The sequence below is a fragment of the Zooshikella harenae genome, from assembly GCF_018837975.1.
GTDB lineage: Bacteria > Pseudomonadota > Gammaproteobacteria > Pseudomonadales > Zooshikellaceae > Zooshikella > Zooshikella harenae.
The window spans coordinates 23,257-38,740 of record NZ_JAGSOY010000047.1 but is presented as its reverse complement, the minus strand read 5'-3'; the positions used below and the strand labels follow the sequence as shown (position 1 = coordinate 38,740).

Here is a 15,484-nt window from a genome sequence, read left to right as displayed (position 1 = left end):
GCGGCTTAGCTTGGATGAGTTACCTAACCTATTTAACGTTATTAAAGGGGATATGCGTTTAGTTGGACCTAGACCGACTTCTTTTTCAGCCCAAAATTATCCAGATCAAGGGTTAGTCCGGCTAGCTGTTTACCCAGGAATGACGGGGTTATGGCAAATAAGTGGGCGAAGTCAACTTAACTTTGAAGAGCGAGTACAGTTAGATTTACAGTATATTGAAAATCAGAGTTTTTGGTTTGACTTTAAAATATTATTACTAACACCTATTCGGGTTCTAGAGGGAAGAGGGGCTAGTTAGTATTGTGCAGGGAAGAGTGGAGGATGTTTTAAAATGCTAACAATTCCCTGCCACTTGAGTTTTACAAGCTCACTGATGGAAAGAGACCAAGCATCACTTTTTTTTACTGCGCCACATTGTAAAGCAGGTTGTTCATCTAGTATTGCTACAATCGCTAATGCAATTGCTCGACACATTTCTCATGGTATTTTGGTGATAGATGGTCACCAAGGCCTTGCCAGTTTAACCAATCAATTACTTTCCTGTCCTCAGAAAGGTTTTTATAACTTAGTGCATGCTTTAGAAATTTCTGATATTAATCCATTTATTTTTAAAGAGCCAAAAGGTATGAGTTATGATTTTTTGCCATTTGGTCAAGACTACCCACTTCAACAGCCACTTGAGCGACACCATGTCAAAAATTTGTTAAGGGAGTTAGCCAAATTATATAAGTATATATTATTTGATGGCCCACCTGTATTTTCATCTCCAGAGGTAGTGACGATGGCTGCACAATTTGATGGAGTTGCTTTGGTTCTTCAAGCGGAAAAAACACGGTGGGAAGTTGCTCAAGCAGCCGTTGAGCGGTTGCAGCAAGGAGGGGCTAATGTATTTGGCGCTGTCTTGAACCAGCGTAAATATTATATGCCCAAGTGGGTCTATGACTTACTTTAGCTTAAACTGTCCAACTGTCAAAATAAATAAACGACATCCTAAGTTCGTATGGAAGTGTAATTTACAAATAGCTCTTAGGACTCCTCTAATAATGCACTTTTTCCGTGAAAACTATGTCAGCGCTGTACTCGGATCCTCATGTATTCCATATACACTGCGGTCCTCGGTGCAGTGCTTCCTTGCGCTCACAAAAAAATCACTATTTTTAACGGTGCCCCTTAGTAAGTTATTTCTTCTTTTTAATTTATTTTTGGTGAGCGGCTGTTTTTTACAGCCAACAGTAAAGTCCTTCAAGATACCTGCAGAACTATTTGGGAAGACGGGGCAGCATATTCCTGATCAGCGCCTTTTAGATAAGCATGAGTTACAACCTGAAGATGTGCTCGATATAATTTATCATTTTGACATTAATTCGAAAGGTATTTATCGAATAGCAACTCATGATCAACTCGATATAAAATTCATTACTGCTTCTGAGTTTAATGAAAGTCATAGAGTTAGACCAGATGGTTTTATATCATTACCATATGTTGGTGATGTGAAAGTTGTGGGATTAACTGTAGAACAGTTAAAAGGACGTTTAGCTGATCTATACAAAGATATTTTGATTGATCCTCTGTTTTATATTACTGTGCCAAAATACCAAACCAAGATTAAAGAACTTAAGCAAGACTTGTATCATCCAACTTATGGGCTAAGTCGAGAGATTTTGGTTCGAGGCGATCTTAGAGCCTCTTTTCCCCTTATTGGTGATATAGATGTTAAACATAAAACAGTTAATAATTTAAGAAAAACGCTTAATAAAAAATATGGTAGGTTAAATACTGCATTACAAGTTGACTTGTTACTTAAACGAACTCAGTCAAGTAAAGTCTTTGTGTTTGGTGAAGTAAGGCAGCCAGGAGCATTTCCTATTCAAAAACCTATTTCTATCTTATCATTGATTGCACTTGCAGGTGGTGCGTCTACTGATGCTGAACTTAGCTCTGTGTTAACACTGCGTCGTGAGCAAAATGAGATGATGGCCCGAGTATATGATATACGTGAGTCTATACGGACGGGAAAAGCAGCTATCACATATTTAATGCCGGATGATATTGTTTTTATTCCCAAAACACGACTGGCTGAAACTGCAAATATTACACAGACGTTGAGTGATGTTATTTTGTTTAATGGTATTGGCTTTTCATTTAGCTACCGCGTTGATAGCAAGGATAACTAATGATTGAAAAGTCTAGAAAAGAAACTGCAGAAAACTACTTGCATGAGTTTTTGCGAATCTTTTTTGCTAATCAACTATTAATAAAAAGAGTTTTTATTTTATTTGTGAGTATCAGTATATTAGTACCTTTTGTTGTTGAAGATCATTATGAATTAACGGGTGAGGTATTAGTTTTATCAAAGAAATTATCGCAATCAGATGCAGATACTGTCTTGACGGGTGATACTGACAAATTTGTGCCACTTACCGTGATTGATATGGAAACCGAGAGTAATATTCTTCGTTCTACAGGGTTGATTAGAACCACTGTGAGTGAGTTGTACCAAGCAGGAAAGCTATCATTAGCCTCACTAGAGGCTACAACATGGTTAGGTGTCGTTTTTGAAAATTATATTATAAAACCAGTACAACAGTATATTATCCAGCCTATGAGTCAGTTGCTGGGAGTGAATGAGAAAGATATTCAACACCTGGAAATAGATAAACTTACTACAGATGTACTAGAAAATTTAACTATTGAGCCTGTTCCTGGCTCTAATGTTATTAATGTCACTTTCATTTCAGTAAACCCTGAGCAAGGAGTTATATTAGTAAATAATTTACTTAATAACTATCTATTAACTAGGGATCAATTACAGTCCGCAGAATTACCATATGATTTGTTCAAAAAAAAACGTGACCATTATCGAGAGCGTTATGCCGAATTGGAAAAAATGAAATTGGATTTGTTAACAAAGTATCAAGCCGCAAATCCGGAACAAGAACTTATTCAGGTACTTGCCAGTTATGATGATGAGCAGGAAAATTTAAACGACTATCTTGATACTCATTTAGAAAAAAAACGCTGGGTTGAGTATTTAACATTACATTTACAACATTTGAAAAGTACAAGTCAATTAACAGAATATACATTTCCTTATACATTTACAGAAACTGCAGGTTCTGTAGCCTATGATGACAAAGAAATTAGATTACAGTTGGAAGAGGTTTCGAAACTAGTAGGTGAGTTCTCAAATGCTTCCATGTCATTTAGAGCTGATAGTTTGAAAATTAAACGTATTAGTGCCCGGTTAGCGAGGGAGCGTAATACGTTATTAAAATTATTTACTAATCGTATACAACAGCGTCAAATGGAGTTAGCTGTACTTGAGGAGACAATTACAACAAAACAGCAGCGTCTAAAGCAATATGAAGCACGTATTGATAATTTGCGAAAAGTAGCTTCTCGGATTGAACAGGTAGAAACAGAAATAAAAGCAATGAATGAAGCCTTTTTTTCTTATAGTCAACAATTTGAAGAAAAGCGCATGATGCAACTTGTTGATAATGTTAGACTATCTAATGCAAGAATCTTAAGCAGGCCATTTATTCCCGCTGAGCCAGCTTTTCCTCAGCTAAAAATGATTTTACCAATAGGTGCTATAACAGGGTTTCTCTTGGCGCTTGCGATTGGTTATCTTCGAGAGTTTTTTGATCATACATTTAAACAGCCAAGTCATGTCGAGAAATACCTAAATATCCCAGTCTTTGCGACACTGGATGATATATCTAAACGGAAGGAATCTTCTCAGTTTGAGAATGGGTTAGCTAGTTTTATTGGGAGAATTGGGAAAAAATCTAGGTCAGCAACATGATGGAGTCAAAAATAAAAAAAAATGATAAGCCATGTAGTAAGGCTTTATTGCATATAATAAGCAGCAGTGGTTACTACGGTGCTGAGCATGTTTTAGTTCAGTATTGTCGTTGGTTAACACAGTATCAGCACTACATTTTATGCTTATGTTCAGATCATAAAACTTTAGATTTATTAATTCAGGTAATGGAAGCAGAAAATACGTCTGTATATGGGACTGTAGGGCATAAGCTATCATTGCTAACATTGGTTAAGAACAGTCATCAGTTATTGATAAACGAAAACATAACTGCCATTAACTGCCATGGCTACAAAGAGTTGTGGATTGCTTTATTTGCCTCATGTAGATTGTCAATACCTATTATTATGATTCAGCATGGGTTTACCCGGCGGAATTTTAAAATGATCTGTTATCAATGGTTAAGTATACAAAGTTGTCGATTCAAAAAAGTGTATAAAGTGATATGTGTAGCCAAAGAAATTGCCGATATTTATTTAGCAAGTGGTGTGCATAAAGATAAAATTATAGTTATCCCCAATAGTGTGGATGTTACGAACAAATCTCTTTGTGAGAATGTTACAGAAAACGAAAATCAATATATGTTTGGGTTTGTCGGAAGACTAAGTGTTGAAAAAGGTCCTGACTTATTTTTAAAGGTCTACCAAAACTTTTTGCAATGTTACCCACAGGATACTCCGATAAAATCCGTGATTATTGGTGATGGCCCTTTTCAGCAAAAACTGGTTAAGTTAATTGAGCAAAATGATACATGGCAAGTTGACTGGGTAGGATATCAGTCAGATGTTAAGCAATGGTTGCAACGTATAAACATTTTATTAATAACGTCTAGAACAGAGGGAACACCACTTTGCGCGTTGGAGGCAATGGCTGTTGGTGTGCCTGTCATTGCTTTTGCTGTAGGTGGTTTGGTGGATTTAATTGAGCATGAACGAACAGGGTTATTGATTCCTCCAAATGACATAAGCTGCTTTTCCTATGCTATTCATCGTTTATTACACGAGGATAAATTGCGAGAGACAATAATTAAAAATGCGCAGGCTAAGGTTCGATGGCTTAATAATCAAAGCAGAGAGAGATTAGATACATGTTATCAGCAACTAGCTTAAGAGCTCCTCTAAAAATGCAGTTTTTCCGTGATAGCTGTGTACTTGGATCCTCATGTATTTCTTATATACTGCGGTCTTTCGTGCAGTACTTCCTTGCTATTACAAAAAAAACACTATTTTTAGACGTGTCCTTAAATCTACTTTGGAGTGGTTAATAATGCTGCTTTTTAGATGTTTTAGCGGCATTATTTTTATTACGTGTGTGGTGTTAATGTTAACACCTTATGTCTGGCTTGCACCATTTATCGCTGTGAGCTGTGTCGGTCTAATTATTTTATATCAGCATCCGGCATGGGGGTTATTAGGTTTAATTTTTTTAGTCCCTTTTGAGGGGCTTTTTGAGGGGACTCGATTTTTTACAGGGGCTAAAGTATTGGGAGCAGCATTATTATTGATTGTTGCCTGTCAACTTATTTTAAGACAAATGCCTATAGAACGTTTACGCTCACCATTATGGCGTCCTTTAGCATTATTTTTACTGCTTTACACGATCAGTGTACTGCATTCTAATTATGTTGAGCTTTCCCTCAATAACTTTCGCCAAATGTTAACTGCGATTGCTATTTTTGTATTAACACTGTTGTTAGCTGAAGATCTTCGTTTTAAACAGTTAATGTCAACATTAGTACTTGCTGTAGCGATGACCGCATTAATTGCGCTATACCAGACTTATACCAGTAATAATCGCGCTATAGGTTTATTAAAAGATCCTAACTATTTTGCTTTGTTAATCAGTGTGGCAATTGCGATGGTGGGATACTTAGTTCTTCATCAACGTTTTTGGCTGGTAAGTCTGTTTTGGGTCGGTATTTTAATCGTTTTGTCACTTACGTTTATGAAAACTTATTCACGTTCAGGCGCGTTGGTTTTATTGATAGTGATAGGTTTTGCTTTATGGCATTATCGAGGCTATTTTCATTTGGTTCGAGCGCGGCACTTAGGCTGGGTATTGCTTTCATTGGCTGTTGCTGTGCCCATTGCACACGTTTCAATACCAGAAGATTATAAGCAGCGATTATTTTCACTTTTATCCTTACAAAAAGGTATCAAATCATTTGATGATCGTTCATTAGGGCGGCGTGCCTCCTATTTAGTTGTGGGTTGGCAGTCGATTAAAGAAAATCCATGGACTGGAACAGGTCCAGGTTCTTTTCCTGTGAACTATGCTTATTCTGGATATGCCAGTGCATTTTCACTAAGTCGCAGAGAACCAGAATTGTTTAGACGCGCACATAATACTTATTTGGAGCTTGCAGTGGAAAGTGGAGTAGTGGTGAGCTTGTTATTTTGCTGGTTGGCCTGGCGTGGGTTAGTCAGTTATTGGCAAGTAAGAATAATGGCTCTTCAGAAACAGCGGTTATCGTTAGCATCCAGTGTGACTCATTTAGGGCTGGCATTTTTAGCATTATGTATTTTTTTGCTATTTTTAAGTGCACCTAATCATAAATATTTCTGGTGTATGCTTGCTATTGCTGAGGTTGTACGTCGTTATTGTGAAAGACAAAGTAGTGCTTTAACTGAAGAGATACGTCATGAAGCATCGTTATAGCATTATCATGCCTATGTTTAATGAGGCGAAGAATATTCCACGTTGTTTAAGTGCGATGCTAAATGCAATTCAAGGGCGAAAGGAATATAAGATAATTGTTGTTGATAATGGTTCTACTGATGACAGCATAAAATTGGTCCAGCAGCAGGGTATTAAGGTTTTAAAAAAAAATCAATTGACGATTGGCCAGCTCCGTAATGAAGGTGCAATAGGAGCAACGGGTGATTGGTTAGTTTTTATCGATTCGGATATAGAGGTTCCTGGTGACTGGTTTGGTTTTGTTGATGGTGTTATCGAAGAAGGTTTTGCACAGGCTTTTGCGTTTGTGGATATTGCGCCCGATAGTGCACCTTGGTATGCCAAAGCTTGGGCGCTAAGAGTGTTAACTCGACGTGGGCATGTTACCTCTGTGGATACGCTTCCTGGGCGTAACTTAATAGTATCCCGTGAAGTTTTTGAGCAAGTGGATGGTTTTGATAACAAGTTTATTACTGGAGAAGACAAAGACCTTATTCGACGTTTGCGAGTGCAGGGCGCTAGTGTGCTTTCAATACCTCATCCTAAATTGCGTCACTGGGGTTATGAGCAAAGTTTTTATAGTTGGCTCAGAAAGGAGTTCTGGCGGCAAAGCAGTCACAGAGATTTGATCTATAAGTATGGCTGGCCATGGCGGCTGGTACGTTTCCCACTCATGGCATTATTGCACTGGATGTTTTTTGTTTTTGTACTGGTTGCCTTGTATTGGAGCTTTTGGGTCATGGTTCTGCTGCCTTTGTTGTTTGTGCCCAGTTTATTCTTAAGCCTACGATTGCCAAGAGCTTATTTAAAATTTGGATTGCTTGTACAACTAACCGTGCTTTATACCCTTCGTTTTTTGGTGGCAGGAATTGCTGTTATTTGGTTTTGGCGTAGACCTCAGAATACATGTTGATGTACCTGTTTTGGTTAATTGTTCTATTGGTTGCCTATACCTATGTAGGTTATCCTCTTTGTGTATGGCTCATTGCACACGTTGTAAATGTTAAGCATCCAAAAGAAGGTGATGGCGTTGACATAAATACGGTGGGGCGGGTTTCTGTGATTATTCCAGCACATAACGAAGCTCAGCATTTAATGGCTAAAATACAGAGTATTCTCACCCAAGGAGCGGCTAAATATATTTCTGACATTATTATTGCGGACGATGGATCAACAGATAACACAGCTGAAGTTATCAATTGTTTAGATGATCCGAAAATAAAATTAATCACTCTTTCCCGACGAGGAAAAGCAGCTGCATTAAACACAGCAGTTGAAGTGTCTTGTGGAGATTTATTGGTGTTTACCGATGCAGATAATCTTTGGTTGCAAGGAACATTACAAGCATTGTTAACGCCATTCCTTAACGAAAAGGTAGGCGCTGTAGGTGGTAAACTTGAGTTTCCGGCAATACATCAACAAGGAACAAGTTGGGGGGATCGTTATTATCGTCTGTTTGAAGGTTGGCTCCGACAGCAAGAAGATAAAGCGGGTTGTCTCATTAACCTAGATGGGGCTTTGCTCATTTTTCGCAAGAAACTGTGGCAGCCTGTGCCAGCAGGTGTAACGGATGACTTTTTTATTAGTACCGCAACATTAGTTGCAGGTTATCAATTAGTCTGGGCTCCTCATGCTATCGTTGAAGACCATAGTACATCAAAGCCAAGACAACAGTTTCAGCGTCGAGTACGAATCACCTTGCGTGGTTTGCAAAGCCTGTGGGTCAGAAGGTCATTGCTGAATATACACCAGTTGAAGCTTGCTTGGGCCTTATTAAGTCATAAAGTATTACGTCGAGTATTACCGTTATTAATCCTTTTATTATTACCCCTAAATCTAATGTTATTGACGTATGGGTGGCTGTTTAAGGTATTTTTTATTACTCAGTTAACGGGTTATCTGATAACGGGGCTGGTGCTTTTATTGCCAGAATTACATTGGCCAAAACCTTGTATTTTTATCGCATTTTTTATTCAGCAATTAGTAGCTATGAGCTGGGCATTTATTTTATTTGTCTGTGGTCATAGGGTTATGCAATGGACCCCTGATGCTGGACGACAACGTAAATAAGTTTGGAATGACTAACTGGGCACCTCTCAAGCGACACATAAAGCAAAGCTTAGGTTATTTAACACTGAGAACACCTTTGCGTAAGTTCGTTATGCCGTATGAAGGAGCATTAATTTTTACAGGACATCGCGTTTTACCACTTAGTCAATTACAGGGTTATTATGATCCAGGTACTGTAATAGCTGCTGAATTCTGGCCTAAGTGGCTGGATGTTATGCAAGATTTATTTGAGTTTATATCATTGGATGAGTTGCAAAATTTACTTAATAAAAGATCAGTTTCAGAGTCTAATGAATTAAACCATAAAAAACGACTGGCCATAATGACCTTTGATGATGGTTGGTGGGATACCTTTGAATATACTTGGCCGCCATTAAAAGCTCGTAATATTCCATTAACGTTATTTTTACCCACAGTGCTTATCAATACACGACGACTGTTTTGGTGGCAGTCCATTTTTGATTTAGCCAATTATGATGATATGCATGCTCAACAATGGATAACTCAGTGGTTATCAAGTCAGGGCGTGGGGATTGCGGATTTAACCCAATTAAACCAGCTGTCTTGGCAAATGCGTATTATTCAGTTACCAATTTATTTATCGCCTGAGCAGTTAATTACGCTAGCCGATGCGATTGCTGTACAGCTACCGAGTCAACAACATACGTTAAGCTGGCAGCAAGTAGAAGCTTTATCAAAAGAAGGGGTTATTATGGGAAGTCATGGGTTGGACCATAAAAGTCTTCCTGTGTTGACTGCTAAACAGATGATAAGTCAGTTGAGTGAATCTTTGGTAACCATTAAACAACACGTAAATTTTGTAAGTCGTTATTTTTGCTATCCCTATGGACATGTTTGTCAGGAACTCCCGCCTATACTGAATAAGTGTGGGTATCAGGGCGCGGTCACAACTAACCCTGGCTGGGTTTATCAAGCAACAGATCCTTACTTTTTACCCCGCATTAATTTGCACTATAACATGGTGGTCAGGCCAGAATTACTTGGCTATCGCTTATTAAAGTTGACACTTAACCATTGTGCATAGGCTCCTTAATGGATATGGCTGATTGAATGAAACAGCGGACACGAAAGCAACTCTTAGACGAAATCAGTCAGAGCTTTATTGCTAAAGTGGTGTCGATTATTGTTCGGGTACTAAGGGTTGCGTTGATTGCACGTATTCTTGGGCCATTTGACCGGGGTATTTTCGCACTACTGAATAGTATTGTTGAAATAACCTTTGCTGCAGGTAATTGTGGATACAGTACTGCTCTGGCTTATCATGTTTCTCATCGCTCGTTACCCTTAAAAGCAATGTTGGGTAGTTTAACCTCGTTTTCAATTGTATTTGGCCTGCTGTTTGCCTCGTTTGCGATGATTATACTGGGTGCTATAAATTTTTGGCAGGGAGAGCGGGCTATTTTGGAAAGTTATACTTATGTTATGGTTTTGTTAATAGTCTTTCTTTTATGGATCAATGGTCTACTTAGAGTTCTGAATGCTTTAAATAAAATTACAAGTTTAAATATAATTCGAGTTCTTGAATCATTTATTCCTCTGGTTATTTTTTTATTAGCTTGGTGGTTATTACCTATTACACCATTTAATGCGGCAGTTCTATCAGGGATAACAACTCTCATACTTCTTGTTACTCTAGCAATTTCATTATTAAAGCGATATGAACCAGGCCATTGGCCATTGTTTAATAAACAAACTCACCGAAAATTAATTGGTTATGGGGCGCGAGGTCATTTTGAAGGGGTGTTTCGATTTTTGTTGCTCAGGCAGGACTTTCTTATAGTGGGTTTATTATTGGGTGCAGAGCCTTTGGGCTATTATGCGATGGCTTCTTCTGCGGCAGAGTTGATGCTGGTAATGCCTGAAGCACTAACAACGCCATTACTTTCTTTTTTTATGGGGCCTGATGCCGCTCGTAATAAAGATGTAACGCCATTGGCATTACGTTTAACGAACAGTATTATGTTTTTTGGTGCATTAGCACTAGTATTTTTTGGATATTGGCTAATTGTATTACTATTTGGTCAAGCATACTCTTCAGCGTATGAGCCAATGATTTTTCTGCTACCTGGCATTATTGGTCTAAGCTTTTGTTCAATTATTCGTTTGGATTTATTAGGTAAAAATCGACCTGGTGCTGTATCAGTCGTTGCCGCTTGTGCTTGTGCGGTGAATTTAATTGCTAATCTATTACTTATCCCTGAGTTTGGCTTAGTCGGCGCAGCAATAAGCTCTTCTGTGGCTTATTTATTAGCAGCAGTTTTATTATTCAGGTTGTACCAGCAAACCCACCCATTACACTGGACTTTAGTATGCTGGTTACAACGAGATGACTGGCAGAAAGTTGGGGGGTGGATTCAAGAGTGGATAATAAAGCGTAAAAAATAAAATAATCATGCTTTTATTTAAAAATAATTTATATGAATTATTTCAAAATAACGTGTTTTTTTGCTGCATGGTTTACCTGTGCAGTGAATGCTATGCAGTGGCAATGGATACGTGATGGTGTTTGGTACATTGACACTTCTTCTGTTGTTGAAACTAAAACAGAGCAGCGTCTGATCAGATTGAGCTGGCAACCAGCCTGGCAGCCTTCTGCCCATGAAGAACGTATTTTTTTACAAGATGCTGAAGGAAGTCTAATTGATGAGCTGGTTATTAATCCTGACCAGTTTTCAGGAGAGAAGGAATGGCTGCTAAAATCAGACAAAGGTCCTTATCGCCTTGAGGTTCCTGGTTATAGTTACCGACGCTATCGACTTGAACATGCTTCAGCGCTCAAAGTTGTTTATCAACCCGTTAAACATCACTTTACCGCCGAAGTGCCAGCAAATGCCAAGCTTTATTTTAGTGTGCCTGCTGAGCAAACAGTCAATTTAGGTGGCAAATATCATGGGGGGGTAAAAGCGTTCAAGGTTAGTCCATTGAAACCGTCAAATGGAGGAATTCAGCTTTCACTATCTACTTTTGATATAAAAAAATATTGGCAGAATAATATCGTACCTATTGAGCAGTCGACTAAAAGACGAGTTTGGCGTTTGGTTTTTAAGGGGAAAGGTAAAGTTGCTTTTTGGCTAGACACGACTGAAAACGTATTTGCATTAAGACCTGAAGATTTATTTGTGCCCAAGCATCTTGCGGGAAAGGGAAAAATTAAGGTTGGATTAAAGAAATTGGGGCCTGTGCCATGGGTAGGTACCTCGTTACCTTTCTTAGATCCACCATCTCAGGCTTTGTCACTACTTAAAGCAATGCAGGTTAGGTCAGCAACATATTACACTTATATTGATGTATTAAAAGAAAAGATAGTCGCTGACCATTCCTTCCGGGGTACTTATTACCAGCAAGGCATCATTAATGATCTTACACTACTTGCTGAGACCGGTCGCCGAGCTGTACTGGTTGATAGTAAGCATATTACAACAGTGCTTCGCTCTTATTTACCTAGTTGGCAGCAATATTCCAAAACAGGCCAGCATTATTTGGTTTTAGCGGATGAACCCAATCTTAATTATCCTTCTTTTACTGCATTTGTTAAGTATGCAAAACAAGTGGTGAATGGTTTAAAGCAGTTGCCCGAGCATGTGCGGGAACATGTTAAAGTTGCAATACCTGCTAGTGCTGGTTGGTTAAATGGCCCTAATAGAAACCAAGCCAGTTCACGAAGGGGGATTACTTGGGCAAAACAATTATTACTGTTATTGGGGGATGATGTACATGCTTTGACATGGCATCAATGGTTGATCAGAGATTTACGGGCAACACGAAGTTATCAACAAGCGGTGGCCGCCGCAGCTTCGTTAGTGGGGCGCAATACAGAAGGGGTGCTGAGAAAAACGTTATTGATTGATCAAACTAACATTTCCAGTGGTCTGCATCTTAGTCCTTATGAACAGGATACATTCTTTGCAGCATTATGGTGGGTTTCTGTTGTGGTTAATGCTGCACAGCATGGTGATTTAACTATGATTAACTGGTTTAAGGCGGCTGATGAAGGTGCTTATAGAAAGGGACTGATGAGATTGGATGCCGCAGGCAACTGGCATTTAAAGCCTGTAGGGCATGCAATGAAATTTATTCAGGCACACTTACAAGGTGAGGTTTTAGCTACGGAGTCGAGCCTTTTTGAGGTTGATGTGCTGGCATCTACAACACCTAAAGTTATCCACATGTTAGGGGTGAACAAAGGTGACCGCCAACAAAAACTCGATATTATGGTTGCCTTGCCAAAACATTGGCAAAAACACACGTTGTCAGTAACGAAAACACTATTAGTCAGTGACTTACAGCCTCAAGTCTCCCAGAAAACATATAAAGTGGGGCAGAAGTTACATTTAAACTGGACGATTCCAAACAAAAGTATTTTTGCTATAGAAATCAGTCAATAACTTATGAGTAAAGATAGTAACTGGTTGCAAAAAGTTAAAAATATTTGGCAAACGCAAGGTTTATTTGGCCTTATATGTCGTATTTATCATAAATATTTGTGGCAAACGACAGAGCTTATTTGGTTACGCTTGGACTTAACACAACCTCTTCCGCCTACAACGGGACGAAATCGATGGCAAATAAAATTTTTAACCGAAGCGGATTTACCCAATTGCAAACGTTATTTTGAACAGCATATTCCAGTTTACCAAAAGTTACTAAAACAAGGTTTGCTTGGAACAATTGGTCTGGTTGAAGATGAGGTTGTGGCTATTTTTTGGGTAAGCCCTCAAAGCTACTTCGACCATGATCAATATCACTGTGAATTTATTGTGGAGAAGCATGCATTTTATCAATTTGCGGGGGAGGTTGCTCAGCCTCTGCGTGGCAGTGGGATTGCTTTAGATATTCAGCTTTATGCTTGGCATAACATGCAACTGCAGGGCTACCATGACTCAATTTGTACCATCGATAGTATGAATGTACCGTCATTAAAATTACATTTTCATGTGGGGTTTGATGAGTGCGGTAAAATGACTATAGTTCATCGTTTTTTAGGTGGTATTTATCGGGTAAAACATGTGAACTATAAAGAACCAAAGTTTAAAGCGCTTGCAGATCGATATCGGCGTAAACGTTTAATTAAGCCCCAGTAAGATTTTCCTGCCTCCCACCACCTTAACCACTGACCAGCGGGTGTTTGATTATAAAGACGCAAACGAGAATGCTGCTGTAGGTGTGAGTGGCTTTCAAAAAGTAAGTGGTGTGACTGCATACCAACACGTGATGCATCAACTAACTGAATTCCTAGCGATGGACCATGTTCAATGAGGTAATACAATGTGCTACGACCTGGTGCATAGTGAGCAAACTTAGGGAGATAGGCAATGTTGTAGTCAAAATAGTGGTGGTTAAAAATAAAACCTAAACGGTAAGCAATAACTTGTTCGTTTAAACGTAATTCACTACAAATAACATTTTCGGTATGGGCAAGCTGACAGATGGCCTGGTTTAATGATGAGTCGCCAAGAACAGTCAGTCCCTGTTGTCCCTTCCAGCTTTGTTGCTCAACAATAGCATACTCAGTCAGAAGTAGTTGCATACCAGCCATATCCGGTTGAAGTAATCGGTATTGAGGTTTTCCTTGCTCAGCTAACTGTTTATTACGACGCTTTAATTCTCTACGAAACTTACTGGGAATTGAGTATGTTGTTAGGTCGGTAACAGGTACTTGGCAGCGAGGCTCGATGCTGACATGAGGTAACTGAGAGGTTGGGTGTACTGTGGCTTCCTGACTATTTAAGTCAAGCTCATTAAACTCTAATAAATCCCAACTCACATGCGTCAGTTGGGCTGTGTATGTAATCAGTTCTTCAATAATATTGGGGTAGTTGCTGTTGTAGGGAATAACAACACGATCAGTATATGGGTAGCCTAACCACTGGAGAGCATTGAAAGAAACACCCCAGCGCTGCAGTGGATGAAGTGCCAGTACTAAGCAGCCCAGTAGTTCATTCTCCGCTTTAGCGGTTACTAGAAGGGGTTGCACACCTCTCTGATATAACCATGGTGTTAACCATTGTGGTGAGTTAAAACAGTTTGATCGAGATGTTTGGTCCACAATAGAAAGGTAAGCAGGAGACTGCAAAAATCGGGCTATAACGTCACGTTGTTGTTCTACTTCAAACTGCATAAATGTAAATGATTATGAATTATAACCCATTCAGTATAGACAGTATGTCTGGGGACTAAGGTTTTTCAATAAACCGTTTATCTGAGTATTAGCAGTGGTGTTAGGACTGCACCTATAATTTTAGACAAAGTATGTGATGAAAAAGCAGTTCATCGCGTAAGACATTTTGGAGTTGTCTATGGTGAATATACCGCTGTTCCCATTGCAGGCAGTGTTATTCCCAAAGTGTAAGATGCAATTACAGATCTTTGAGCCTCGCTACTTGGATATGATCAGTTATTGCATGAAACATGACCAAGGGTTTGGTGTGATTTTGGTTGCTGAAGGTAGTGAGTTTGATGTTAAGCATATTGAGCATGTAGGCACACTCGCTACGATTAGCGATTTTTTTCAGTTACCTAATGGATTATTGGGAATTACCATTACTGGTGAAGGAAAATTTAGTGTTTTGGATCATTGGAAAAGCGAAAAAGGATTTTTGATGTCCGAGTCTCGGTTACTGCCAGAAGAGCCCCATATTTCGGTACCTGATGAGTGGTTCGGACTGGTTGATTTACTCAAGGCTTTGGTTCAGCACCCCTTGTTACAGGACTTAGAACTGGATGTGAACTATGGGGATGCTATGGTAGTAAGCAACCATTTGGCTGCTTACATGCCTTTCTCAGAAGAAAAGAAACAGTCCATGCTAGAAATATCTAACCCACTGACTCGATTGGAAAAGCTGAAAGGCTTACTTAATGATATGCAGCACTCTGCATAAAACCACACGAGCA

14 protein-coding genes are annotated in these 15,484 nt (G+C 39.0%); 13 read left to right on the top strand and 1 reads right to left on the bottom strand.

All coding sequences use genetic code 11. From position 1 onward, the window contains the following. The 12 genes from KCG35_RS16985 to KCG35_RS16930 all read left to right on the top strand — a co-directional run. A partial coding sequence (locus KCG35_RS16985) for a sugar transferase (protein ID WP_215820992.1) occupies nucleotides 1-298 on the top strand: 298 nt, incomplete at its 5' end. A gap of 33 nt (nucleotides 299-331) precedes the next feature. After that, nucleotides 332-952: a P-loop NTPase family protein gene (locus KCG35_RS16980; protein WP_215820991.1), complete on the top strand. Its 621-nt coding sequence runs from the start codon at nucleotides 332-334 to the stop codon at nucleotides 950-952. Between the two features lie 253 nt (nucleotides 953-1,205). Continuing rightward, nucleotides 1,206-2,174: a polysaccharide biosynthesis/export family protein gene (locus tag KCG35_RS16975; RefSeq protein WP_215820990.1), complete on the top strand. Its 969-nt coding sequence runs from the start codon at nucleotides 1,206-1,208 to the stop codon at nucleotides 2,172-2,174. After that, complete coding sequence (locus KCG35_RS16970) at nucleotides 2,174-3,808, top strand: GumC family protein (RefSeq protein ID WP_215820989.1); 1,635 nt, start codon at nucleotides 2,174-2,176, stop codon at nucleotides 3,806-3,808. The genes KCG35_RS16975 and KCG35_RS16970 overlap by 1 nt, the downstream gene beginning before the upstream one ends. Further along, the gene (locus KCG35_RS16965; protein WP_215820988.1) at nucleotides 3,805-4,935 is read left to right on the top strand and encodes a glycosyltransferase family 4 protein; all 1,131 of its coding nucleotides are present in this window, start codon (nucleotides 3,805-3,807) and stop codon (nucleotides 4,933-4,935) included. Before KCG35_RS16970 ends, KCG35_RS16965 begins: the two co-directional genes overlap by 4 nt. A 157-nt stretch (nucleotides 4,936-5,092) precedes the next feature. Then, nucleotides 5,093-6,484: an O-antigen ligase family protein gene (locus KCG35_RS16960; RefSeq protein WP_215820987.1), complete on the top strand. Its 1,392-nt coding sequence runs from the start codon at nucleotides 5,093-5,095 to the stop codon at nucleotides 6,482-6,484. Then, entirely contained in the window at nucleotides 6,468-7,415 is a 948-nt protein-coding gene (locus KCG35_RS16955) for a glycosyltransferase family 2 protein (protein WP_215820986.1), read from the top strand. The genes KCG35_RS16960 and KCG35_RS16955 overlap by 17 nt, the downstream gene beginning before the upstream one ends. After that, nucleotides 7,415-8,572, top strand: a complete 1,158-nt coding sequence (locus KCG35_RS16950) for a glycosyltransferase (protein ID WP_215820985.1) — start codon at nucleotides 7,415-7,417, stop codon at nucleotides 8,570-8,572. Before KCG35_RS16955 ends, KCG35_RS16950 begins: the two co-directional genes overlap by 1 nt. After that, nucleotides 8,550-9,617, top strand: a complete 1,068-nt coding sequence (locus KCG35_RS16945) for a polysaccharide deacetylase family protein (RefSeq protein ID WP_215820984.1) — start codon at nucleotides 8,550-8,552, stop codon at nucleotides 9,615-9,617. The genes KCG35_RS16950 and KCG35_RS16945 overlap by 23 nt, the downstream gene beginning before the upstream one ends. Before the next feature lie 26 nt (nucleotides 9,618-9,643). Continuing rightward, entirely contained in the window at nucleotides 9,644-10,978 is a 1,335-nt protein-coding gene (locus KCG35_RS16940; protein ID WP_215820983.1) for an oligosaccharide flippase family protein, read from the top strand. Nucleotides 10,979-11,010: 32 nt separating this feature from the next. After that, nucleotides 11,011-12,978, top strand: a complete 1,968-nt coding sequence (locus tag KCG35_RS16935; RefSeq protein WP_215820982.1) for a hypothetical protein — start codon at nucleotides 11,011-11,013, stop codon at nucleotides 12,976-12,978. A 3-nt stretch (nucleotides 12,979-12,981) separates the two neighbouring features. After that, nucleotides 12,982-13,674, top strand: coding sequence for a GNAT family N-acetyltransferase (locus KCG35_RS16930; protein ID WP_215820981.1), 693 nt, complete (start codon nucleotides 12,982-12,984; stop codon nucleotides 13,672-13,674). Here KCG35_RS16930 and KCG35_RS16925 read toward each other — a convergent pair. Further along, complete coding sequence (locus KCG35_RS16925) at nucleotides 13,605-14,711, bottom strand: GNAT family N-acetyltransferase (RefSeq protein ID WP_215820980.1); 1,107 nt, start codon at nucleotides 14,709-14,711, stop codon at nucleotides 13,605-13,607. The genes KCG35_RS16930 and KCG35_RS16925 overlap by 70 nt on opposite strands. Before the next feature lie 178 nt (nucleotides 14,712-14,889). On the opposite strand from KCG35_RS16925, the gene KCG35_RS16920 reads away from it, so the two are divergent. Next, entirely contained in the window at nucleotides 14,890-15,471 is a 582-nt protein-coding gene (locus KCG35_RS16920; protein WP_215820979.1) for an LON peptidase substrate-binding domain-containing protein, read from the top strand. The last annotated feature ends 13 nt before the right edge of the window (nucleotides 15,472-15,484 follow it).